Annotated in this window: 19 protein-coding genes, 2 tRNA genes and 1 pseudogene; 11 read left to right on the plus strand and 11 right to left on the minus strand. The window is 63.9% G+C overall.

Annotated features, from left to right (window positions below; all coding sequences use genetic code 11):
- The first annotated feature begins 420 nt into the window (after positions 1-420).
- Positions 421-708 carry a PAAR domain-containing protein gene (locus tag FPJ27_RS25355; protein ID WP_204426119.1) on the plus strand — a complete coding sequence of 96 codons (288 nt, stop codon included), beginning with the start codon at positions 421-423 and terminating at the stop codon, positions 706-708.
- Positions 709-783: 75 nt separating this feature from the next.
- Here the strand turns inward: FPJ27_RS25355 and FPJ27_RS25360 are convergent.
- The 3 genes and pseudogenes from FPJ27_RS25360 to FPJ27_RS25370 all read right to left on the minus strand — a co-directional run.
- Positions 784-1,028 (minus strand): annotated as a pseudogene (locus tag FPJ27_RS25360) (helix-turn-helix domain-containing protein); the annotation flags it as partial.
- A gap of 15 nt (positions 1,029-1,043) precedes the next feature.
- A complete protein-coding gene (locus FPJ27_RS25365) occupies positions 1,044-1,529 on the minus strand; it encodes a DUF6499 domain-containing protein (protein ID WP_204426120.1) in 486 nt (161 codons plus the stop codon).
- 209 nt (positions 1,530-1,738) lie between these two features.
- Positions 1,739-1,815, minus strand: a tRNA-Pro gene (locus FPJ27_RS25370).
- Positions 1,816-1,976: 161 nt separating this feature from the next.
- Between FPJ27_RS25370 and sixA the strand changes: the two genes are divergently transcribed.
- A complete protein-coding gene (sixA, locus tag FPJ27_RS25375; protein ID WP_204426121.1) occupies positions 1,977-2,438 on the plus strand; it encodes a phosphohistidine phosphatase SixA in 462 nt (153 codons plus the stop codon).
- A 170-nt stretch (positions 2,439-2,608) separates the two neighbouring features.
- Positions 2,609-3,415 (plus strand): GNAT family N-acyltransferase, encoded by an 807-nt coding sequence (locus tag FPJ27_RS25380; protein WP_204426122.1) that lies wholly within the window; start codon positions 2,609-2,611, stop codon positions 3,413-3,415.
- 213 nt (positions 3,416-3,628) lie between these two features.
- Here FPJ27_RS25380 and FPJ27_RS25385 read toward each other — a convergent pair whose 3' ends face one another.
- Positions 3,629-3,799 (minus strand): hypothetical protein, encoded by a 171-nt coding sequence (locus tag FPJ27_RS25385; protein WP_204426123.1) that lies wholly within the window; start codon positions 3,797-3,799, stop codon positions 3,629-3,631.
- Between the two features lie 136 nt (positions 3,800-3,935).
- On the opposite strand from FPJ27_RS25385, the gene FPJ27_RS25390 reads away from it, so the two are divergent.
- Positions 3,936-4,112, plus strand: a complete 177-nt coding sequence (locus FPJ27_RS25390) for a hypothetical protein (RefSeq protein ID WP_165948090.1) — start codon at positions 3,936-3,938, stop codon at positions 4,110-4,112.
- A 19-nt stretch (positions 4,113-4,131) separates the two neighbouring features.
- Here FPJ27_RS25390 and FPJ27_RS25395 read toward each other — a convergent pair whose 3' ends face one another.
- From FPJ27_RS25395 to FPJ27_RS25415, 5 genes are all read right to left on the minus strand, one after another.
- On the minus strand, positions 4,132-5,511 hold the full coding sequence (locus FPJ27_RS25395) for an MATE family efflux transporter (RefSeq protein ID WP_072435855.1): 1,380 nt from the start codon (positions 5,509-5,511) through the stop codon (positions 4,132-4,134).
- 10 nt (positions 5,512-5,521) lie between these two features.
- Complete coding sequence (locus tag FPJ27_RS25400; RefSeq protein ID WP_072435854.1) at positions 5,522-5,845, minus strand: DUF2288 domain-containing protein; 324 nt, start codon at positions 5,843-5,845, stop codon at positions 5,522-5,524.
- Positions 5,846-5,916: 71 nt separating this feature from the next.
- Entirely contained in the window at positions 5,917-7,536 is a 1,620-nt protein-coding gene (locus FPJ27_RS25405) for an acyl-CoA synthetase (RefSeq protein ID WP_204426124.1), read from the minus strand.
- A gap of 367 nt (positions 7,537-7,903) precedes the next feature.
- A complete protein-coding gene (locus FPJ27_RS25410) occupies positions 7,904-8,605 on the minus strand; it encodes a peptidoglycan DD-metalloendopeptidase family protein (RefSeq protein WP_072435852.1) in 702 nt (233 codons plus the stop codon).
- A 132-nt stretch (positions 8,606-8,737) separates the two neighbouring features.
- A complete protein-coding gene (locus FPJ27_RS25415) occupies positions 8,738-9,649 on the minus strand; it encodes an aldose epimerase (protein ID WP_204426125.1) in 912 nt (303 codons plus the stop codon).
- A gap of 479 nt (positions 9,650-10,128) precedes the next feature.
- Here FPJ27_RS25415 and FPJ27_RS25420 point away from each other — a divergent pair, with 479 nt between their 5' ends.
- Complete coding sequence (locus tag FPJ27_RS25420) at positions 10,129-10,959, plus strand: undecaprenyl-diphosphate phosphatase (RefSeq protein ID WP_021157259.1); 831 nt, start codon at positions 10,129-10,131, stop codon at positions 10,957-10,959.
- Between the two features lie 175 nt (positions 10,960-11,134).
- Positions 11,135-11,211 (plus strand) — tRNA-Arg (locus FPJ27_RS25425).
- A 382-nt stretch (positions 11,212-11,593) separates the two neighbouring features.
- On the opposite strand, the gene FPJ27_RS25430 is transcribed toward FPJ27_RS25425, so the two are convergent.
- Entirely contained in the window at positions 11,594-12,100 is a 507-nt protein-coding gene (locus tag FPJ27_RS25430; RefSeq protein WP_204426126.1) for a hypothetical protein, read from the minus strand.
- Positions 12,101-12,576: 476 nt separating this feature from the next.
- Between FPJ27_RS25430 and FPJ27_RS25435 the strand changes: the two genes are divergently transcribed.
- From FPJ27_RS25435 to FPJ27_RS25445, 3 genes are all read left to right on the plus strand, one after another.
- The gene (locus tag FPJ27_RS25435) at positions 12,577-13,245 is read left to right on the plus strand and encodes a recombinase family protein (RefSeq protein WP_343301787.1); all 669 of its coding nucleotides are present in this window, start codon (positions 12,577-12,579) and stop codon (positions 13,243-13,245) included.
- Positions 13,246-13,356: 111 nt separating this feature from the next.
- Complete coding sequence (locus FPJ27_RS25440) at positions 13,357-13,902, plus strand: hypothetical protein (RefSeq protein ID WP_204426127.1); 546 nt, start codon at positions 13,357-13,359, stop codon at positions 13,900-13,902.
- Positions 13,903-14,701: 799 nt separating this feature from the next.
- The gene (locus tag FPJ27_RS25445) at positions 14,702-15,043 is read left to right on the plus strand and encodes a hypothetical protein (protein WP_239483376.1); all 342 of its coding nucleotides are present in this window, start codon (positions 14,702-14,704) and stop codon (positions 15,041-15,043) included.
- 76 nt (positions 15,044-15,119) lie between these two features.
- Here FPJ27_RS25445 and FPJ27_RS25450 read toward each other — a convergent pair whose 3' ends face one another.
- Positions 15,120-16,445, minus strand: a complete 1,326-nt coding sequence (locus FPJ27_RS25450) for an IS256 family transposase (protein ID WP_239483157.1) — start codon at positions 16,443-16,445, stop codon at positions 15,120-15,122.
- A 162-nt stretch (positions 16,446-16,607) separates the two neighbouring features.
- Between FPJ27_RS25450 and FPJ27_RS25455 the strand changes: the two genes are divergently transcribed.
- Positions 16,608-16,877, plus strand: a complete 270-nt coding sequence (locus FPJ27_RS25455; protein WP_204426128.1) for a hypothetical protein — start codon at positions 16,608-16,610, stop codon at positions 16,875-16,877.
- Positions 16,878-17,005: 128 nt separating this feature from the next.
- Positions 17,006-19,372, plus strand: coding sequence for a hypothetical protein (locus FPJ27_RS25460; RefSeq protein ID WP_239483377.1), 2,367 nt, complete (start codon positions 17,006-17,008; stop codon positions 19,370-19,372).
- Positions 19,373-19,518: the final 146 nt, after the last annotated feature.

Genomic DNA, 19,518 nt, shown 5'->3' on the forward strand with positions numbered 1-19,518 from the left:
CAAGCGGATGACCTCTTTTGTAATCGAGAAGGAAGATCGCTCAACGTGACCCAACCGAGTGAAGTGAAGAGGCGTGCACACCCCGTGACGTTGATAGGGTTCGGCTGGTTGCTGTTCGTCCTGGGGCTGCCGTGCTGGGTCCTTGTGAGCAGCGCACTTCACGTATTCGCTCCGTATGCCGATTGGCCCAAGATGATCGGGATGATCGGTGTACCAGTGCCGTTGCTATTCATCGCAGCTTGGAAGTACGACCGCGAGTACACGGGGGAAATCGGTCCTCTTCTGGTGGGCTGGTGCGTGGGCGTCGGGATGGCGAGATTGGCCTTTTTAATCGGAGGCTTGGCTCCACATGGCTGACTGCGTGGCGAAGATGGCACACCTGTATTCGTCCGTTTCGGGACGTGACTGAGGTAACGGAAAATGACCCGATATCTGATTCTCGATGGCGATCATACGACCGTGGCGGGAACCGTTCGCGTGAAGGCAACACCGTTTGAATTGGACGGCAGGCATATCGCGCACGAAGACGACGACGTAATTTGCCCAGCTTGCAAATCGATTGGCAAGATTCAATGCGCCGGTCCGCGACTTCCAATGACAGGGCCTGACGGACGGCGCGTCGCGCTGAGTGATGACCTGTGTATTTGCAAGTGCACCCCGCCACCGACGCTCGTTGCTTCACAGCGGGTCATGTCGGTTGACGTGTGATGCCCATGGAGATGTAGTGAGAGCGTGCCCGTCGATCGTCTATGACGGCCAAAAGGCAAAGTATCGATTTCGGTGTACTTCGTCATAGAGTCCGTTGATGCGCTGCTCCAGAAATCGCAGGCGCCATTTGCCCACTGTGGCGCGCCTATTTGCAGGCGCTGCGCGATCGCACTGTTGGGTTCGCCGCCAGCGGCCGCCAGCACGATGCGCGCCCGCGTGACCAACGCAGCCGAAATCGAGCGAGAACGCGCGATCGACATCAGTTGCGAGCGCTCGTCTTCGCTCAGCACCAGTTCCGCCATCGGTCGTCCCATCGCCATGTTGACGTCTACATGCTACGTGAACATAGTTCGGTTAACAACGGAACGGGACACTAGCACCTCGTTCGATCCGCAGGCGGCGGTTACGAATGTTGGTCGCGTGGCATCAGCCAGTGTGGCGCTAGGCGGTCGGATCACTTCGACGGTGCTGGTGGTGAAAAGCCACTGGAGCCTGGCGTTGTCGTCGAAAGATTTTTCCTGGTTGGCTCGATATAGCTTGTCCCAGCTCAAATCTGGGTCGGGTAACGCGCGAATACCCCAGCGCAGCCGTATGTGATCCTTGACTGACAGCACGAAGTGCTTCGGGTGGGCCAATGCATAAGCCCAGTAAGGCATTTCTGGGTCGGCTGGCGGCGGATCGCAGCGATAGTGAGTCAGCGGCGTATCGTCAAACGGTCGCGTAGGGACATCGGCAAACGCTTGCTGCCAGTCCCGGTGGTCGTCAGCGTATTCCTGGTTGCGTCGAAGAAATTCCCAAGCCCATGCCGAGGCGTCAACCATGTCGTCGGGAGGATAATTATTCTCGTCGCTCCAGTCGGCGCGACGGACGAATTCGGCCGGTCGCGCGGCCGTGTGGGTTGGGGGCTGTCATCGTGGCGCTTGCTTATAGATGTCACTCTAGACGCCCTAGATGGTAGCAAAATGGTAGCAATGCTCCGATGTTGCACCAAAGAAAAAGGGGTTAGCATCAGCTAACCCCTTGATTCCTTTGGTCGGAGCGATAGGATTCGAACCTACGACCCTCTGATCCCAAATCAGATGCGCTACCAGGCTGCGCTACGCTCCGACGAGCCAAAGATTGTATCGTCTAATTACTGATCCGGTCAATCACGATATGCGGGTAAATGCCGCGGCGGTGAACCGGCCGCGATTTGCGACAATTCGCACGATGATCGGCCTGCCCGGGCACGCGTGCGCGCGGCCGCTCGCCGAAGCAAGGAGAACATCATGATGAACCTGATCCTGTGGCGCCATGCCGAAGCCGAAGACTACGCGGCGAGCGATCTCGCGCGCCAGTTGACCGTTCGTGGCCGCAAGGACGCGCAGGCGATGGCCAAATGGCTGCGTGGCCGGCTCGAGACGAACGCCGTGATTCTTGCGAGCCCGGCGGCCCGCACCGTGCAGACCGTCGAGGCGCTGACCGACCAGTACCGGACCGTCGACGCGCTCGCGCCGGGTGGCGGGGTCGACGACGTGCTGGCGGCGGCCGGCTGGCCGGAAGGCATCGCGCCGACGGTCGTGATCGTCGGGCACCAGCCGACGCTCGGCAGCGTCGCCGCGCAACTGATCTCCGGCAGCGACGACAGCTGGAGCGTCAAGAAGGGCGGAATCGTGTGGCTCGCGAGCCGCACGCGCGACGGCAGCCGGCAGGCCGTGCTGCGGGCGGTATTGACGCCGGAACTGGTGTAAAGCAGGCCTGACGGGGGTTAACGGGATTCATCATACGGCTTCGCAAGCTTTCTGCTAAAGTCAATTCGGCGACACGTCATTGAAAGGACACGGTCGTGCCACATAACGGTCACGGCCGATTACTACATTGGCGGGCATGTCGCCTTATTCCTTACGACCAGGAAAGCCTAATGCGAGAACTGCCGACGCCTACGCTCCCCTTTGCCTCGCTGCCCCTCGACACGTCGCGGCGCCACCTGCCGCGCGCTGCTGAAACCGTTACATCGGAGTACCGCCTGCGTGCCGCATGGGCCCGCACGGAAGACGAATTGCGCGAAGCGCAGCGCCTGCGTTACAGCGTGTTCGCCGAAGAGATGGGCGCGCAGGTCAGCGGCCCCTCCGGTCTCGACGTCGATCCGTTCGATGCGTACTGCGACCACCTGCTGGTTCGCGATCTCGATACGCTGAAGGTGGTCGGCACGTATCGCGTGCTGCCGCCGCACGAGGCGGCGCGTGTCGGCCGCCTGTACGCCGAAGGCGAATTCGACCTGTCGCGCCTGACGCACCTGCGCGGCAAGATGGTCGAGGTCGGCCGCTCGTGCGTGCACAGCGACTACCGCAGCGGCGCCGTCATCATGGCGCTGTGGGGTGGCCTCGGCGCGTACATGATGCAGAACGGCTATGAGACGATGCTCGGCTGCGCAAGCGTGTCGATGGCCGACGGCGGCCACTATGCTGCGAACCTGTACCAGTCGCTTCCGGCGAACTCGCTGACGGCGCCCGAGTACCGCGCGTTCCCGCACACGGCACTGCCGGTCGACGAACTGCAGACGGGTGTCGTCGTGGCGCCGCCGCCGCTGATCAAGGGCTACCTGCGTCTCGGCGCGAAGATCTGCGGCGCGCCGGCCTGGGATCCCGATTTCAATTGCGCGGATTTCCTGACGCTGTTCCGTCTGTCCGACATCAACGCGCGCTACGCCCGCCACTTCCTGGGCTGAGCCGTCTGAATCGGGGCGCGCCCGGTCCCGGGCGCACGCAAGCAAACGCCGTCGTGCGGCAGCCTGCCGCGCGACGGCGTTCGTGTATTCGGTCAACGCGTGTGTATCCGGCCCTGTTAATTTCGACGATGCGCGGTTCCTATCGTGCCACGGGATGGCACGTTCGCGAACGGCCCGGGTTCGACGCGGGCCGGACGGCGAGGCGGCTCGCTCTCAGTGCTTGCGCCGCCAGTCGAGCAGGTGATGTTCCGCCATCCAGTGGTGGATCATCCCTTCGCCGCCATGGCTGCGCTTGTATTCGCGCGCCTCGAAGTACGACAGCGCGGCCAGCACCATCAAGCCGATGAACAGGCCGATCAGGCCCGCAATTTCCTCAGACGACACGGCAGCCTCCTTTCCACGGCACAGTGCCATGCGTACATAGTAGGACATGCGCGGCGCGACCCCGAAACCGGATTTCCGCTAGACTCGGCGCGGTCCTGGCGCGCGATGGGCGCGCCGATTTCCGGAGCCATACCCGATGACCCGTTTCATGCTGGCCGTGCTGGCCGCAGCGCTTCTCGCGGGCTGCACCAGCGATCCTCGTCAGGCCCGCCGCGGCCACCCGCCGGAAGATCCGGCCGACTATCACGGCGTGCCGACCGACATGACGCCGCCGTCGATGCTCGACGCACCGCCGCCGAAGCCCGTGCAGTAACGGTCGGCCTGGCCGGCCGTCAGGCGCGGGCCGCGGGTGCGGCGTGCGCGTCGGCGCCGATGCGCCGCAACAGCCCCGGCAGGTAGCGCGCGAGCGTCGCGCCGCGCGCGGCCATGAACAGCAGCAGCGCGAACCAGAGGCCGTGATTGCCGAACGTGCCGACGGCGGCGAGCGTGGCCGCGATGAAGATCGAGAACGACACGACCATCGCGCGCATCAGCGATTGCGTCTGCGTGGCGCCGATGAACACGCCGTCGAGCAGAAAGCCCCAGACGGACACGATCGGCGAGATCGCGGCCCACGGCAGGTAGCGCAGCGCGACTGCACGGATCTCGGCCTGATCGGTCAGCCGCGCGACGATCCAGCCGCCGCCGGCCCAGTATGCGAGCGCGAACAGCAGCGCGCCGAGCGCGGACCAGAACAGCGTGACGCGCACGGCTTGCCGGAATGCGCGGCGGTCGCGCGCGCCGGCCGCCGCGCCGACGAGCGCCTCGGCCGCATGCGCGAAGCCGTCGAGGCCGTACGCCATGAAGGTCTGGAAATTCAGCAGCAGCGCGTTCGCCGCGAGCGTCGCGTCGCCCTGTTTCGCGCCGAGGTGCGCGAACCAGCCGAATGCGCCGAGCAGGCACAGCGTGCGCAGGAAGATGTCGCGATTGAGCGCGATCAGCCGCTTGAGCGCCACGCGGTCGGCGAGCGCACGCGCGGCGATTGGCACGAGACCGCGCGGCCGTAGCCGCCACAGCATCCACGCGCCGAGCGCGAAGCCGCACGCGTCCGCGGTGGCGGTCGCGGCGCCGATGCCGGCGATGCCCCAGCCGAAGCCGTACACGTAGAGCAGCACGGCGCCGATGTTCACCGCATTGATGAACACCTGCGCGACCAGCGCAAGCCGGACGCGCTGCACGCCGAGCAGGTAACCGAGCACGACGTAGTTCGCGAGCGCGAACGGTGCGCTCCAGATCCGTGCGTGGCTGTACGCGAGCGCCGTCGCGCGGACGGCATCGCTGCCGCCGAGCGCGGTCAGCGCGAACGACAGCAGGGGTACCTGCAGCGCGAGCACCGCGGCACCGAGCGCGAATGCGACGATCAACGCGCGCAGCAGGTTCAGGCGGATGCCGGCATCATCGCCGGCACCGTGCGCCTGCGCGACGAGGCCGGTCGTCCCCATCCGCAGGAAGCCGAAGCCCCAGAACACGAAATTGAAGAACAGCCCGCCGAGCGCGACGCCGCCGAGATACTGCGCGCCGTCGAGGTGGCCGGCGACGGCCGTGTCGACGGCGCCGAGGATCGGCTGGGTCAGGTTCGCCAGGACGATCGGGAAGGCGAGCGCGAGGACGCGCCGATGCGTGACGGTGGCCGAATCAGTGCCGGCCCCGTGAGGTAACGCGGATTCGGACATGGCGGACGCGTCAGGCGCGTTCCTGCACGCAGACCCACGGCGACACGACGACCGCCCACAGCTCCGGGTTGCGCGCCGCGTAGTCGGCCGCGGTTTCGGCCGGCATGCGCGCGACGAGGCCGGCAGACAGCCAGCGCGTGACCTGGTCGGCTTCGTCGCTGGCGATCGCTTCCGCGACGCTGACGAGATCGAGGTCGCGCGCGACGGACAGCAGCTTGCCCTGCGCGAAGAAGCGCTCGAGATCGCACCAGTCGATCTTGGCGGTCTCGCCGAGGAGTTTGGCGTAGAGCGGGCTGTGCGACGCACCCGCGGCGGATTGGCGTTCAGAGGACATCGGTTTTTTGGAAAGACTGCGTGGCGCCACTATAAACCATCCGGCCGGCGGCCCGAGCGGGCGGCGGACGGCTACGCGTCGCGCAGCGCGCGGCGCACGATCTTGCCGGTCGCGGTCATCGGCAGGCTGTCGACGAACGCGATCTCGCGCGGATACTCGTGCGCGGCGAGGCGTGTGCGTACGTGTGCCTGCAGTGCGCTGACGAGCGCATCGTCGCCGACGTGGCCGGGGTTCAGCACGACGAACGCCTTGACGATCTCGGTGCGCGTCGCGTCGGGTACGCCCACGACAGCCGCCATCCGCACCGCCGGATGCGTGAGCAGGCAGTCCTCGATCGGGCCCGGGCCGATCCTGTATCCGGCGCTCGTGATCACGTCGTCGTCGCGGCCGACGAAGCGCACGAAGCCGTCGGCGTCGATCGTGCCCGTATCGCCGGTGAGCAGGTAGTCGCCCACGAACTTGTCGCGGGTCGCGCCGGGATTGCGCCAGTATTCGAGGAACATCACCGGGTCGGGGCGGCGCACCGCGATGCGGCCTTCGACGCCGGGCGGCAGCGGCGTGCCGTCCGCGTCGACAATCGCGACCGCATGACCGGGCACCGCCTTGCCGATCGCGCCCGGCTGCGCATCGAACAGCGCCGCGCACGACGACAGCACCATGTTGCATTCGGTCTGCCCGTAGAACTCGTTGATCGTCACGCCGAGCGCGTCGCGTCCCCAGGCCGTCAGCTCGGTGCCGAGCGATTCCCCGCCGCTCGCGACCGATTTCAGCGACAGCGCGTAGCGTTCGCGCGGCCGCTCCACGACGCGCATCAGTTTCAGCGCGGTGGGCGGCAGGAACGCGTGGGTCACGCCGTGCCGTGCCATCAGCGCGAACGCCGCGTCGCCGTCGAACTTCTCGAAGCGGCGGGCGAGCACGGGCACGCCGTGATGCCAGGACGGCAGCAGCACGTCGAGCAGGCCGCCGATCCACGCCCAGTCGGCGGGCGTCCAGAACAGGCGCGCGTCGCGCGGGAAGCATTGCTGCGACATCTCGACGCCCGGCAGGTGGCCCAGCAGCACGCGATGCGCGTGCAGCGCGCCTTTCGGTTTGCCGGTCGTGCCGGACGTATAGATGATCACCGCCGGATCGTCGGCGGCCGTGTCGGCCGGTGCGAAGTCGGGCGATTCGGCGGCCAGCGCCGCATCGTAGCGCAGCACGCCCGGCGCGTCGGGTGCATCGTCGCCGATGCAGTAGACGGTATGCAGTGCCGGCAGTTGCGCGCGCAGCGGCGCGATTTTCGCGTAGCCGGCCGCGTCGGTGACGAGCGCGGATGCTTCGCTGTTCGCGAGCCGGTATTCGAGCGCATCGACGCCGAACAGCGTGAAGAGCGGCACCGTGATCGCGCCGAGTTTGTACGCGGCGAGATGCGCAATGGCCGTTTCGGGGCCCTGCGCGAGAAAGATGCCGATCCGGTCGCCGCGTCGCAGGCCGGCGCGCAAGAAGCTGTTCGCGAGCCGGTTAGAAGCATTCCTCAGGTCGTCGAACGTGAGTCGAATCACGTCGCCTTGCGCGGTTTCGTGGATCAGCGCGAGGCGCCCGCTGCCGTCGGCCCATTTGTCGCAGACATCCACGCCGATGTTGTAGCGGGCCGGAACGGCCCAGCCGAAGCGGGAGAGCAGGTCGTCGTAGCGGTCGGCGGCGGGCAGCATCGCGGGTCTCCTGGGTGTCGAACGTGGCGTCGGGCGAACGGCTTACATCAGGGTTTCATGCAGACGAATCGACAATGGTGACTGCTGATAGGGAATGTTCGGACTCGTCCAATGGCCACGGCTCAGTGCACGATTCCACAATGACGCATAAGATCACGACACAACAGTGATAGGACCATGGATTTGCTTCTGATTGCTGCGGGGTTCAGCCTGATCGGAATCGGCGTGCTGGTGGCGTTTGCCCGCCACGTCGATCCGCTGTCCGGCCGGTTTACCGGCCGTCTGCGCAAGCGCTGATTCAACCTTCCCGATTTTGCCCGAGACGGCACGCGATGCACACCGGCATCGCGCGCCGGCTGTCGCGCGCTCAGCGCGCGGGCAGGTAGCGTGACGGATCGATCGAGCGGCCGCCGTAGCGCAATTCGAAATGCAGCGCGACGCGATCGCTGTCGCTGTTGCCCATCTCCGCGATCGACTGCCCCTGCGTGACCGACTGGCCTTCCTTCACCAGCAGCGCGCGGTTGTGCGCGTATGCGGTGAGGTAGTCGGCGTTGTGCTTCAGGATGATCAGGTTGCCGTAGCCGCGCAGCCCGTTACCCGCATAGACCACGACGCCCGGCGAGGCCGCGACCACCGGCGTGCCCGGCGAGTTCGCGATATCGATACCCTTGGATTTCGAGCCGTCGAACGTGCGGACCACATTGCCGGCTGCCGGCCAGACCAGCGAAATGCTCGTGGCCGGCTTGACGGCCGATTCGACCGGCGCCGAAGGCGCGGGGCGGGCGCGGCCCGCGCTGCCGGTGCCGGTGGTCGACGGCGTCGATGCCGTCGTCGTGCCGGGCGGCGGCGCGACGCGCAGCACCTGGCCGACTTCGATCGCGTCGGGGTTCGCCATCTGGTTCCAGCGCACGATGTTTGGTACCGACGTGCGGTTGTCGCGCGCGATCTTGTAGAGCGTATCGCCGCGCTCGACGCGGTAGAACCCGGGGCCGACAGGCGCGGAGCCGCACGCGACGAGCAGGGCGGCGCAGGCGGCTGCGAAGAGTCGCTTCGTTGTTGTTCCGAACATTGAACCTCGCAAAACCCTGCCGCTCATGACGCGGCAGGCAACACAAAACGTCCGATTTTAACGGGTTCGACCCGCGCACCGCAGTTTGGGTCGTTGCCGGGGCCGTCGCACGCCGGTTCGGCGCGCTGCGAATCAGCCTGCGAGCGGGATCACGCGAATCCGCAACGTGGCCGTTTCGGTCGCGCCGGGTGCGAGCATGCGCAGCCCGAGGCCGTTGTGGATCGCATCCGGCAGGCCGAGCCACGGCTCGACGCAGTAGAAGTCCGAATCCGGCTTTTCGGTCCAGGTCGTGACCGCGTACCACGGGATCGAGCCCGGCACGTCGAGCGCGATCTCGATCGTGCGGCGGCGGCCCGGCATCACGATGCGCGCCGGCGCGGACGGCTCGCCGTCGAGGCAGTGGAAGCGATCGAGGATGTTCGGATCGTCGAGGCTGTAGCGTGCTTCACCGGGTTCGAGCGGGCTGATCGAGCCGTCTGCACGTTGCTGGCAGATGCGAGTCGGCGGTAGCTCGAGTGTCGTGTCGGCACGTTCGCCGTGCGGCAACGCGAAATAGAAGTGGTGGCCCGCGTAGTAGGGCAGCGGCGTATCGCCGCGATTGGTCGTCGTGAGCGCGACTTCGAGCGTATGCGCGTCGGCCAGCCGGTAGGTCGTTTCGAACCGGAAATCGAACGGGTAGCTCGCGCGCAGCGTGTCGTTCGCGTCGAGCGTCATCGACAAGGCGGCGCCGTCGGCCGACGGGTGCGCGGCGAACGGCAGGTCGCGCGCGAAGCCGTGCATCGGCAAGTCGCGGACCACGCCGGCGGCATCGCGCCAGCGCCCGAGTTCGCCGTCGACGCGGTGGCGGCCGAGGAACGGGAACAGCAGCGGATTGCCGCCGCGCACGCGCGCGAGGTTGCTCCAGTCGGCCGTTTCCGGCCAGAAGATGACCGGTTCGCCGTCGACGTGCCATGACAGCAGGCGGCCGCCGAATTGCGGGGCGACCCGGACGAGCGACGGGCCGGCGTGAAGTTCGTGAATGTCGTGTTGCTGGAAGATCGGCATGGCGAATCGGGTTGGGCGGGTGGACGGGACACGGCGCGCTCCATTATCGGGCCGCGGCGGGTCGGGGAAAACCCTTCTCGGGAAATTGCGAGTTTTTAACACTGCCAACGGTCTGGATAATGCCTCTAAACCGGTGATGTTGCCGGGTCATGACACTTCGTGGAGGGGGCCATGGATCTGGCAATGGCAATGGGTATCGCACTGTTCGGCATGTTCACCGGCAGCACGGTATTATTTTTCTATCAGCTCGGCCGCTGACGGCAATTCCTGCCGAAGTCGAAAGGCCCGCCATGCAAATGGCGGGCTTTTTGCTTTCTGTGTGCTTACAAATTGCAAGCGTTTGTGTGCATTGCCGCAATATCCGGCCAAATGCCTTGGCGCAGTAATCCTGGCTCGGCATAATCGGGGCGCGTTTTTTCGGACGCGCATTGCGTCGTCCGTCTTTCTTCCCGCTTAATCTCCACTAAAAGGACCGACGCGTGAGTCTCTGGTTTCTGGTATTCCTGAGCGTCCTGCAGGGCGTCACCGAACTCTTCCCCGTCAGCAGCCTTGGCCATACGCTGCTCGTGCCGGCGCTGTTCGGCATGCATATCGACAAGCACGCGCCGCAACTGCTGCCGTTCCTCGTCGCGCTCCATCTCGGCACCGCGCTGGCGCTGCTGTGGTACTTCCGTGCGCGCTGGATCGCGCTGATCGGCGGCTTCTTCGCGCAGCTCGGCGGCCGCAAGAACGACGACGGGCACCTGATGTGGGCGCTGATCATCGGGACGATCCCGACCGGCATCGTCGGGCTGCTCCTCGAGAAGCGCATCGAACGCGTGTTTCACGACCTGCGGATCGTCGCGATCGCGCTGATCGTGAATGGCGTGCTGCTGTGGCTCGGCGATCGCATCCAGCGCAGCCGCGCGCATCAGGCGCCCGAGAAGATGACGTTCAAGCAGGCGTTCTTCGTGGGCCTCGCGCAGATCGGCGCGCTGATTCCGGGCTTCTCGCGCAGCGGGCTGACGATGATCGCCGGCAATGCCGCCGGGTTGACGGCCGAGAAGGCGGCGGAGTTCTCGTTCCTGCTCGGCACGCCGATCATCTTCGCGGCGGGTGTGCTCGAACTGCCGAAGCTGTTCCATGCGCGCGACCAGCTCGCCGATGCGCTGCTCGGCGGCGTGCTGACGGCGATCGCCGCGTACCTGAGCGTTCGGTTCCTGATGCGCTATTTCGAAGGGCGCGGCCGGCTGGCTTCGTTCGGCGTGTATTGCGTGATCGCCGGTGTGTTCTGTCTCGGCTGGTTCATGCTGCATCCGCAGCCGGTTTGATGCCGCGATGGCCGGTTTCGCGTGATGTGACGCGATGATCGGGTATAATTTCGGGCTCGGTTTCATGCCGGGCCCGTTTTGTTTCGGGGTGTTGGGTGGTGCTGTTGCGCTGTTGCCGTTACTCAACGCCTCGTGCCGGATGCGGTCCGCGTCGGGCCGTGTCTTTTCTCCCCGACCGCCCTTAGCTCAGTTGGATAGAGCAACGGCCTTCTAAGCCGTAGGTCACACGTTCGAATCGTGTAGGGCGGGCCAGAAATTCCTTCCGAATCAAATGCTTATCCACGCGAGCGACTGCGGTTAAGTCGACTCCATTTGTCGGTCAGTGTGAATGGAGTGTGAATGGGTTCAGCTCGTTTATCGCGATGAAGTGTCGCGCTCGGGCGGGGCGGCTACTGCTTGTAAACCGGAGCGAACTGCAGCACAATACAGACACGGCGCTGATGCGCCGTGCCCGCACTGCAATCAATTGCATATTATCGTAAGCGCCGCTAGCGTCGTCCTCACCCCGCCAAGGGGGGCGACGAGCAGCACGGTTGCTAGCCGCATGAATGCTCCTTGATTTGCGCGCCTTCCACGGACGCGGGTTGCAATATGAGCCCGCCGACGCCGCTAACGTCGGTGCGGCTCCCCCAACTCAATTCTTGTAAAGATTCCACTTGAATAGACCGTCTCCGATTCGAGTCCAGTCGGCAGACTTGAACAGCATGTTTCCGATGCTGGTACCGGGACGGGTTGATTTCAGGTCAATTCCTCGCTTCTTCACTTCCTCAACGGCATCAGCCAACAATAGGGTGCCGCCGCTTCGTTGAGCCAGTTCATTGCACATCGAAAAGATCGAGTGTCGAACATCCTCGACGGAATCACCCAAATCGAGAAGGCCGTCTAGAGCAACTGTAGACCCGGTTTGCGCTGGACTTGTCGCTACATCAGCGGCCTGTGTCCCGTCGCGGTGGCGGCGCAATTGCGTGATCTGGCCCAGTAACGACTGCTCTTTCCGCAGTAGCGCCAGTTGGCGCTCTAGCGTTGCAATCTGCGCTCCCAATGTCACCTCAATGTACTCCGTTGCTTCATCGAGGCGATTCTCGATAAGAAGCCGCATAACATACTGAGTCGGCGTTGCCTGATCTTCGGGGTGCGACATGAAGTTCTCCAAGTTCAGCCAATTCTGCGCCGCAGATTCTCGCTTGTCAATCTGCAAATCATGGGTCCGTGAATTGGTTTGTGAATTTGGCGCCTGCTTCATTGTTCGGTAGGGGTGGGTGAATTTGCGGGCCGAAATCTGATGCGCTTATCCGCGCGGACTTACGCCACTCGTCCGCACGCGTACGCCCCCGTGCGCGGGTGTGCGCGTTTTATCCAGCAGGATTGGTCGCCGGACATCATCCATGTTCAATGGCGAACTGCCGGGCGCGACGTGAGCCGCGCAGCATGCCGCTGATCTCGCCGATGCGCACCCGCTGACTGACGACACTCCGAGGGCGGGGCCTCATCTTCTGACGCGTGTGCATCGTGGAAGCAGCATCCGCTGAGACGTGGATAGATAACGTTCGTTAAGTGTCCAGGGGATTCGGTGCGCTGAATGTGGATAGAAAGTCCTTGACAGTGGTTTCTATCCGAATGATGATTCTATCCACGTTATCTATCCATGATGATTCACACGCACGAACCATGTCACGAACATTTCTGTACAGCCGCGTATCGACGCAGGATCAGGACACGACGAACCAGCAGCTTGTCGCGAAGCAGGCGGGGTATGAGGTAGAGCCGCATCGTGTGTGTGCTGAGACTATCAGCGGCACAGTTCCAGCGATGGAGCGCCCGCAGTTCCGCAAGCTAGTGGAGAAGCTAGAGGCGGGCGACGTGCTTGTCGTCGCGAAGCTGGACCGGCTAGGCAGGAATGCTGCCGACGTTGACGGCACGGTGCAGGCGCTGCGTGCCGCAGGCGTCCGGGTAGTTGTGCTGGACTTGCCCGTGCAGGAGGTGACGAGCGCGGCGGGCGATCTCATCCTGCGCATGTTCGCTGCGTTCGCGCAGTTTGAGCGCGACTTGATCGTCGAGCGGACGCACGCGGGGCTTGAGCGAGCGCGGGCGGAGGGCCGCATCGGCGGCAGGCCCGAGCGCTTCACGCCGGACGAGAAGCGCACGATTCGGGCGAGGTTAGATGGAGGTGCGTCGGCGCGCTCACTGGCGAAGGAATACGGCACAACGCACGTGACCATCATGAAGGCGGCGCAATCCGCGATTGCTGCCGGTTCGGCTGGAGCCGAAGGAGGCACCGCCGAGTAGGGCGCTGGCACCGCACGTACCACAGTAACGCTCGGTTCAGTCTTGGCGGATCGACCGGGCATCACCTTACCGATGCGGGCCAGCGCGCCCGCAGAGTACCGCAAAACGACCATGAATCAAACGAACATCATCGCTCTCCGTAACTCGAACATCGACGCCGCAGAAGCCTACAAGGAGGGCGCATTCTTCGCTGAGGTGGACTGGCAAGCGGCGCGCAAGGATACGCCCGTCCCGGCCCTTGCAATGCCCGTAGCGCCCGGCTATTCCAGCATGGCGGACCATTGCCAAACCGCATGGGACTTCATCCGTCAGCACGTCTGCCCGGAGTGGGATCACGCTGACGCGAAGGGCGCGTTCTTCGTCGGCTATGAGGACCGGGCGACCGAACTGGCGAATGCTGGCGAGGCTGGCTATGAGACGCTGGCCGAGGCTGGAACGGTGGCGGACACCGAGGGATGGGTGTTGCAGTCCGAGCCGTGGGAAGACAAGGCAGATGCCGACGATAAGATGCTGCGCGCCTTGCGTGCGCTGCGGCTGGGCGCTGCTGCATGGCGAGGGCGAGCGGCAGCGAGCGGGGCGGCTGGCGACCGTTACCGGGCAGAGGAAGCGGAATCGCTCGCGGAATCCGTTATCGGCGATGTGCTCGCGGCGTGCTGATGCGAGACTGGCGGTGGTGCTTGTAGCGCGGGAGCGCGCCGAGGTGCAGGCCGCTGCGGAAGCCGCCGATAAGGCTGCTGCTGAGATTGACGCGGCCCTCGGCGGCATCCTCGGAGAGTGAGCGGAGGCCGCGCCGCTACGCCCGGGTACGCGTGAAACTGCCCGGCTGACAAATGAACCTGCGAGGCGCGCTCCAGTTCGGCCCTCACATCGCTTCCGTCGGCTTGTGACGGGCTGATTGCGCACCCGGCAGCACATTCCTACGTCATCGCCTCGGTCGCGTAGCGCCCGTTACGACGGCTCCCGCGATGCCTGTCGAATCCTTGGCAGTAGCCCGGCCACGATGGATTCAATTTCATTGCACTAAGCAGACAGGTACACGGTCGCGCGGCCGGGTAGCGATTCCATTTCATGACCCTCAGCAGACACAAGACTGCATCTGTTGCGCGCTCCCGTCAGGTGAGCCACCGAAGGTAGGCGAGGAGCGCCAGCAATGGCGGCCAGCCACAAGCCTGCTGTCTGTCACGTCGTGGCCGCAGCCGGTCCGCGAGGGATTCAATTTCATGACCCTCAGCAGACAACACACGCGGTATCTCATCGCGTCACTTTTCGAGCGGGCATCGCCTGCCGCAACCAGAGGCCCGCCGTCGTGCGGGCTTCGTCACATTTGGAGGATGAGTATGAGCAAGACCCCTCAACATCCGCTTGAGCACAGCGGCACGGCGCAGTCCTACTTCGAGCGCCTTGAGGCCCGAGCATCGAAAGGGGCGGTAGCTGTATGGCGGGAAGCAGTAGAAGCATGTACGGGCTCGCTTCCGAGCTGGGCCGCGCGGAAGTATCGTGCGCGGGTGAAAGCGTGAGCGGCGAGCAGGGCTTCATGGAACAGGAACGTCTCGGCCGGCTGGCAGCGCTGGGCGTTCCGACGGCGCAGCCGGAAGAACCCGCGCCGGACGTAATCGAACAGGCGGAGCGGCTGGACGGTATGAATCGCGCTTCACTCGCGGTAAGTGCGGCTATGCGCGGCGTCAGCGTAGAAGACTTCGCACGCGCGGTCATTCGAAAGGCGGCGAAGCCTCCGCCTCCAATGATTGATCGCCGCTACATCGAGCGGGCGCGGCGAGGCTATCGGTTCCGACCTTGATCGTCGGCGGCATGCGCACGGGCGGCTATCTGTTGAGCAATCGTCAAGACTGGTGTACGCGGGTCGGGCGGCATGATCAGGCGGCTAGCGCTTGAGGAGCCGGTGTGCTTTCCATCACCGGGGTGCCGTCCTTGAAGGGAATGCCCTTCAGAAGCGGTTCGATCCTGTCGACGCCGCGGATCTTCCTCCAGGTCTGCTCGGCCGCTTCGATCAGCTTGAACGCCATCGCGAGGAAGGTCGAGCGCGACAGACAGTTGCGCGTGCGGCTCGTGCGGTGGCGCACCGTCGCGAACGTCGATTCAATCGGATTCGTGGTCCGCACGTGCTGCCAGTGTTCGGCCGGGAAGTCGTAGAACGCGAGCAGTGCGTCGCGGTCTTTCGTGAGCTTCTCGACGGCCTTTGGGTACTTGGCCGCGTACGTGTCGACGAACTGGTTGAACGCGGCGATTGCGTCGGCTCTTGTCGCGGCATTCCAGATCTCGGCGAGCGCAACCTTGGCCTTGCCGTGCTGCGATTTGGGCATGACGTTGAGTATGTTGCCGATCTTGTGAAACCAGCAGCGCTGGTGCCGTGTCTGCGGGAACACCTCTTCAAGCGCCGCCCACAGCCCCATCGCGCCATCGCCGACGGCAAGCAGCGGCGGCGCCTGCAGACCTCGTTTCTTCAGATCGAGCAGCAGCTCTTTCCAGGATTCCTTCGATTCGCGATAGCCGTCGTTGAGCGCCACGCGCTCCTTGCTGCCGTCCGGTTTCACGCCGATGATCACCAGCAGGCACTGCCCGTCCGAATCCTCTGCGCGGGCTTGCGTATGGATGCCGTCGGCCCACCAGTAGACCCAGCGCGAGGTGGACAGGTCGCGCTTGTTCCACTTCTCGTACTCTTCTGACCAGGCGGCCTTCAGGCGGCTCACGACGCTCGCTGACAGCCCTTTAGCCTGTTCGCCGAGCAGCTCGGACAGTGCGTCGCCCATGTCGCCGGTTGAGACTCCTCGCAGGTACAGCCACGGCAGCGACGATGACACGCGCGGCGACTTGCGCACATAGGGCGGCACGATCGTCGAATTGAACTTGATGCCGGAGCCCGAACGATCGCGGACCTTCGGCACCTGAACGGGCACCGGACCGACTGCCGTGACGATCTCGCGCTCTGGCAGGTACCCGTTGCGCACGACAGCGCGCCGGCCATCGATCGTCTTCACATTCGAATACTGTTCGAGCATTGCCGCCAGTTCCGCCTCGATTGCCTGCTGGATGATCCGCCGCGCCCCTTGCTGGATCAGATCGTCCAGGCCGGGCGTACCCTTGATGTCTGCTTCTGTTGTTTGACTGCCGCTCGTATCCTGCGTAAGTTTCGCCATGGTGGTGGAGTTCGATTGAGGAAGTGTTACCGTGAGAAGCAACATTCTCCTTCAATCGCCACCGCCTTCTCCTGCCTCAACCCTACGCCGCATACACCACTTTCAACGATAGCTCCTATCTGTTCTCCATCCTGTAGAACTTTGCGTCGAACGCGGCGTGGCTCATCCGTTACCAACAGAACACCACACCAATAGGAGGATTCGAACATGGAAACAGCAGTGAGCACTATCCCGGATACGCGATTGACGAATGAGCAGGCCTACGACCGTGCGCTGGAAGTCTTGCTTAGCGCGGCTGGCCTGGCCCGTACACAGGCGATTTTGGCGGAGGTGATTGCGGAGTTCCGCAAGGTCGAACCGGGCAATGCGTGTGTCAATGATGGCCGGGAGTGCGCCTTTGCATTCGGGCCTAATCTGCTTGCGCGGGCGCGGGAGTCGGAGCAGAGTGAAACGTTGAGGTGCGCTGAGTCTCGCTGAAACTGCCCGACTGAAAACCGCTGTCATGCAGTGTGCGCGATTTCGAGTGCGCGCACGAGCGCGGGCCTGAGAGGCTCTACCGATCAACCACGCCGCGTTTAATGCGGCTTAATAATTAAGGATTGCAAATGACTATTTCATTCTCCCTTGGTGCCGACAGCGGCGTAGTCACGCAACAGAGCACGTTCGGCGGCGGAGGTTCCACTAGCTTCTCGGGTGGCCCGTCCGGTGCGGGCCAGTCCAGCGGCAGTATTGCGGCAGGCGGCAACGCGATGCAGTTCGCAGACACGGTTGCGCGGCGCGGCATGCAGAACATCGACACGCTCAACAAGCTGGCGGGCGGGATGCTCCAGCCGTACATCGAAAGACAGAAGAAGCTCCAATACGCGGAGGGCATGGCCCAAGCAGCGCAGGGCAAGAGCCTCATCGAGATCGAGAATGATCAACCGTGGTACACGAAGCTGTTCGGTCCGGACGCCACGACGCAGGGCGCGCAGGCGTTCAACATGGCGGCTGCTATGCAGGACGCGCAGTCGCAGTTCATGCAGGCGATGCCCCAGCTCCGCGAGAAGTCGCCGGATCAAGTGCGGCAATACATCGTCAACAAGATGGGAGAGGTGCAACCTTCGGGCGATCCGTACTTCGACGCGATGGTGCAGCAGGGACTGGCCGAGCAGCTCCCGAAGATGCTGAGCGCACACATGGGCCAGTACATGCAGTTCACGCAGGAGCAGGCGTACAACGGCTTTACGAACCTCGGTGCATCGGGCGGGCAGGCGCTTCAGGAAACCATGAAGGCGAACAACAACCTGACGCCGGATGTCGTGGCGCAGGCCCATGAGGACTACACGAACTTGCTGATGAAGCCCGACAACATGACGACTGAGGCGTACCAGCGTGGCTTGCGGGATACCGTGCTGAGCAACGCTCAAAACGGGAACTGGCAGGCGGTGCGAGCGATCAGGTCTATGCCGGAATACGCATCGATGCCAACCGACATGAAGGACAACCTTGAAGTGCAGATTCCTCGACTGGAACAGGAGTACGCGCAGAGGAATCCCGCCGCTCGGAACCTTTTCACCTCGCGGGCTGATCTCCGATGGAGCCTGCAACACGGCACGACAGGGATGGACTCGTCGCCAGAAGGGCATGCAAAGCTCGATGCCGCGATGGACACGATGGAGGATTCGAACCGGAAGCTAAACGGTGATGCTGCCGCGATGTACGACAACGAGCAGCGGGCGCAGATGCACAAGATGCTCGACGCGGGGAACGCCAACATTCTGGCGCAGTACCAGAAGGCGCAGTTGAAGCAGTTGAACTACGATCAAGCGGTTGACCTTGTAGGGAAGGCTATCAATAGCTCGTCGCCAGCGGCGCTAACCGGCTTGCCGCTCCCCGATGGCGCAAAGGCGCAGGTAACAGACACGATGTTTCGGAAGGCCAGCGGCCCGGAATACGCGAACCAGCCGGACGTGCAGGCGAACTTGTTCGATAAGCTGAGCGCGGTGGCGTACGATTCGTCGCTCCAATCCCCGATGCTCAAGCAAGTGTTGACCCAGCAAATGAACCTCATGCTGAACGGAGACACGCCACTTACGCCGGACATGGCGCAGGCGTTGCAGTACGCGGACGCATTGCGGCGGGGGCTAGGCGGCGCAGGGGCGGTGATGGCGTACATGGGCGACTCGATGGGGCCGAAAGTGATTGCATTGCTGGACAGCGGCTACAAGCTGGATGATCCCTTGCAGCTCAAGACGGCGCGTCATCTAATCAGCCGTGGCGCGGGGGCAGTTGCGACGACGCAGGAGGTACAGGACGCTCGGAGCGTCGTTGCGAGCGCGTCGCCGGGATGGTTCAAGCGCATGATTCCGTTTTGGGGCGGTGACGGCGAATTGACGCCGTACAATCTGACGGACGGCAATAAGCGGCAGCTCGCCGAACACATCGCGCCGCTCATCGCGCAGTACAAGAAGGCGTACGCATACGACGACGACCGGGCGGCAAGCACTGCGCTGTCGCAAGTGGTGGCGAATGCGGACCTTGTGCCCGGTGCAGTTATTTTGAATAATCGCGCCTTCGGTGCACGTCCGTTCTATGAAATGGTGAACCGGCAGTTCCCCGGAGCCGTTCAGCGGCAGGGTCAATCGAACTATCAAGCAGCGTTGAAGTGGGCGATTGAGAAGCAGGCGGGACCGCTGGAGCCAGAGATTACCGGGGATGCTACTGACGTAGGCATGGCGCTGACACCATTCAGTTCACGCAGTAAAGCGGCCGCGATGGAGTACCCGTATTGGCAAGTAACGTCCGGTGAGAACCTTGGTAACGGCTTCATGTCCTTGTTCCTCACGAATCGACAAGGGCATCAGCAAATGATCAACATCGACGCGAAGGTCATTGCCCAGCGTATGCGGGATACCTTCGGTAACAGGCCGGAACACGTCAATCCGGACATCGGGCTTTCGAGCAAGAACGCTTGGGGCTGGGCTTACTAAGCGTGCGGTAGCAGGCAGGCGGCACCCGTGAGGGTGCTGCTTGCCGCGCGGCCCACATGCTCTGCATCTGTTGGCGCGGGCGTCAGCCGAGCGAGGCCGGGCCGACGTGAGCCGCGCTTGCTATTAGTTTGAACTGGAGAATGAGC

Origin of the sequence: Burkholderia sp. MS455 (genome assembly GCF_016899445.1) — a bacterium.
Classification (GTDB): domain Bacteria; phylum Pseudomonadota; class Gammaproteobacteria; order Burkholderiales; family Burkholderiaceae; genus Burkholderia; species Burkholderia pyrrocinia_C.

What these genes read in the sequence shown, in the direction of transcription:
- FPJ27_RS25390 (WP_165948090.1), top strand. Translation starts at nt 3,936, where the DNA reads ATGACCCGTTTCATGCTGGCCGTGCTGGCCGCAGCGCTTCTCGCGGGC.
- FPJ27_RS25400 (WP_072435854.1), bottom strand. Translation starts at nt 5,845, where the DNA reads ATGTCCTCTGAACGCCAATCCGCCGCGGGTGCGTCGCACAGCCCGCTC.
- FPJ27_RS25430 (WP_204426126.1), bottom strand. Translation starts at nt 12,100, where the DNA reads ATGTCGCACCCCGAAGATCAGGCAACGCCGACTCAGTATGTTATGCGG.
- FPJ27_RS25455 (WP_204426128.1), top strand. Translation starts at nt 16,608, where the DNA reads ATGGAAACAGCAGTGAGCACTATCCCGGATACGCGATTGACGAATGAG.
- FPJ27_RS25445 (WP_239483376.1), top strand. Translation starts at nt 14,702, where the DNA reads ATGTACGGGCTCGCTTCCGAGCTGGGCCGCGCGGAAGTATCGTGCGCG.
- FPJ27_RS25410 (WP_072435852.1), bottom strand. Translation starts at nt 8,605, where the DNA reads ATGTTCGGAACAACAACGAAGCGACTCTTCGCAGCCGCCTGCGCCGCC.
- sixA (WP_204426121.1), top strand. Translation starts at nt 1,977, where the DNA reads ATGATGAACCTGATCCTGTGGCGCCATGCCGAAGCCGAAGACTACGCG.
- FPJ27_RS25435 (WP_343301787.1), top strand. Translation starts at nt 12,577, where the DNA reads ATGATGATTCTATCCACGTTATCTATCCATGATGATTCACACGCACGA.
- FPJ27_RS25440 (WP_204426127.1), top strand. Translation starts at nt 13,357, where the DNA reads ATGAATCAAACGAACATCATCGCTCTCCGTAACTCGAACATCGACGCC.
- FPJ27_RS25405 (WP_204426124.1), bottom strand. Translation starts at nt 7,536, where the DNA reads ATGCTGCCCGCCGCCGACCGCTACGACGACCTGCTCTCCCGCTTCGGC.
- FPJ27_RS25460 (WP_239483377.1), top strand. Translation starts at nt 17,006, where the DNA reads ATGACTATTTCATTCTCCCTTGGTGCCGACAGCGGCGTAGTCACGCAA.
- FPJ27_RS25415 (WP_204426125.1), bottom strand. Translation starts at nt 9,649, where the DNA reads ATGCCGATCTTCCAGCAACACGACATTCACGAACTTCACGCCGGCCCG.
- FPJ27_RS25380 (WP_204426122.1), top strand. Translation starts at nt 2,609, where the DNA reads ATGCGAGAACTGCCGACGCCTACGCTCCCCTTTGCCTCGCTGCCCCTC.
- FPJ27_RS25355 (WP_204426119.1), top strand. Translation starts at nt 421, where the DNA reads ATGACCCGATATCTGATTCTCGATGGCGATCATACGACCGTGGCGGGA.
- FPJ27_RS25395 (WP_072435855.1), bottom strand. Translation starts at nt 5,511, where the DNA reads ATGTCCGAATCCGCGTTACCTCACGGGGCCGGCACTGATTCGGCCACC.
- FPJ27_RS25450 (WP_239483157.1), bottom strand. Translation starts at nt 16,445, where the DNA reads ATGTTGCTTCTCACGGTAACACTTCCTCAATCGAACTCCACCACCATG.
- FPJ27_RS25365 (WP_204426120.1), bottom strand. Translation starts at nt 1,529, where the DNA reads ATGGTTGACGCCTCGGCATGGGCTTGGGAATTTCTTCGACGCAACCAG.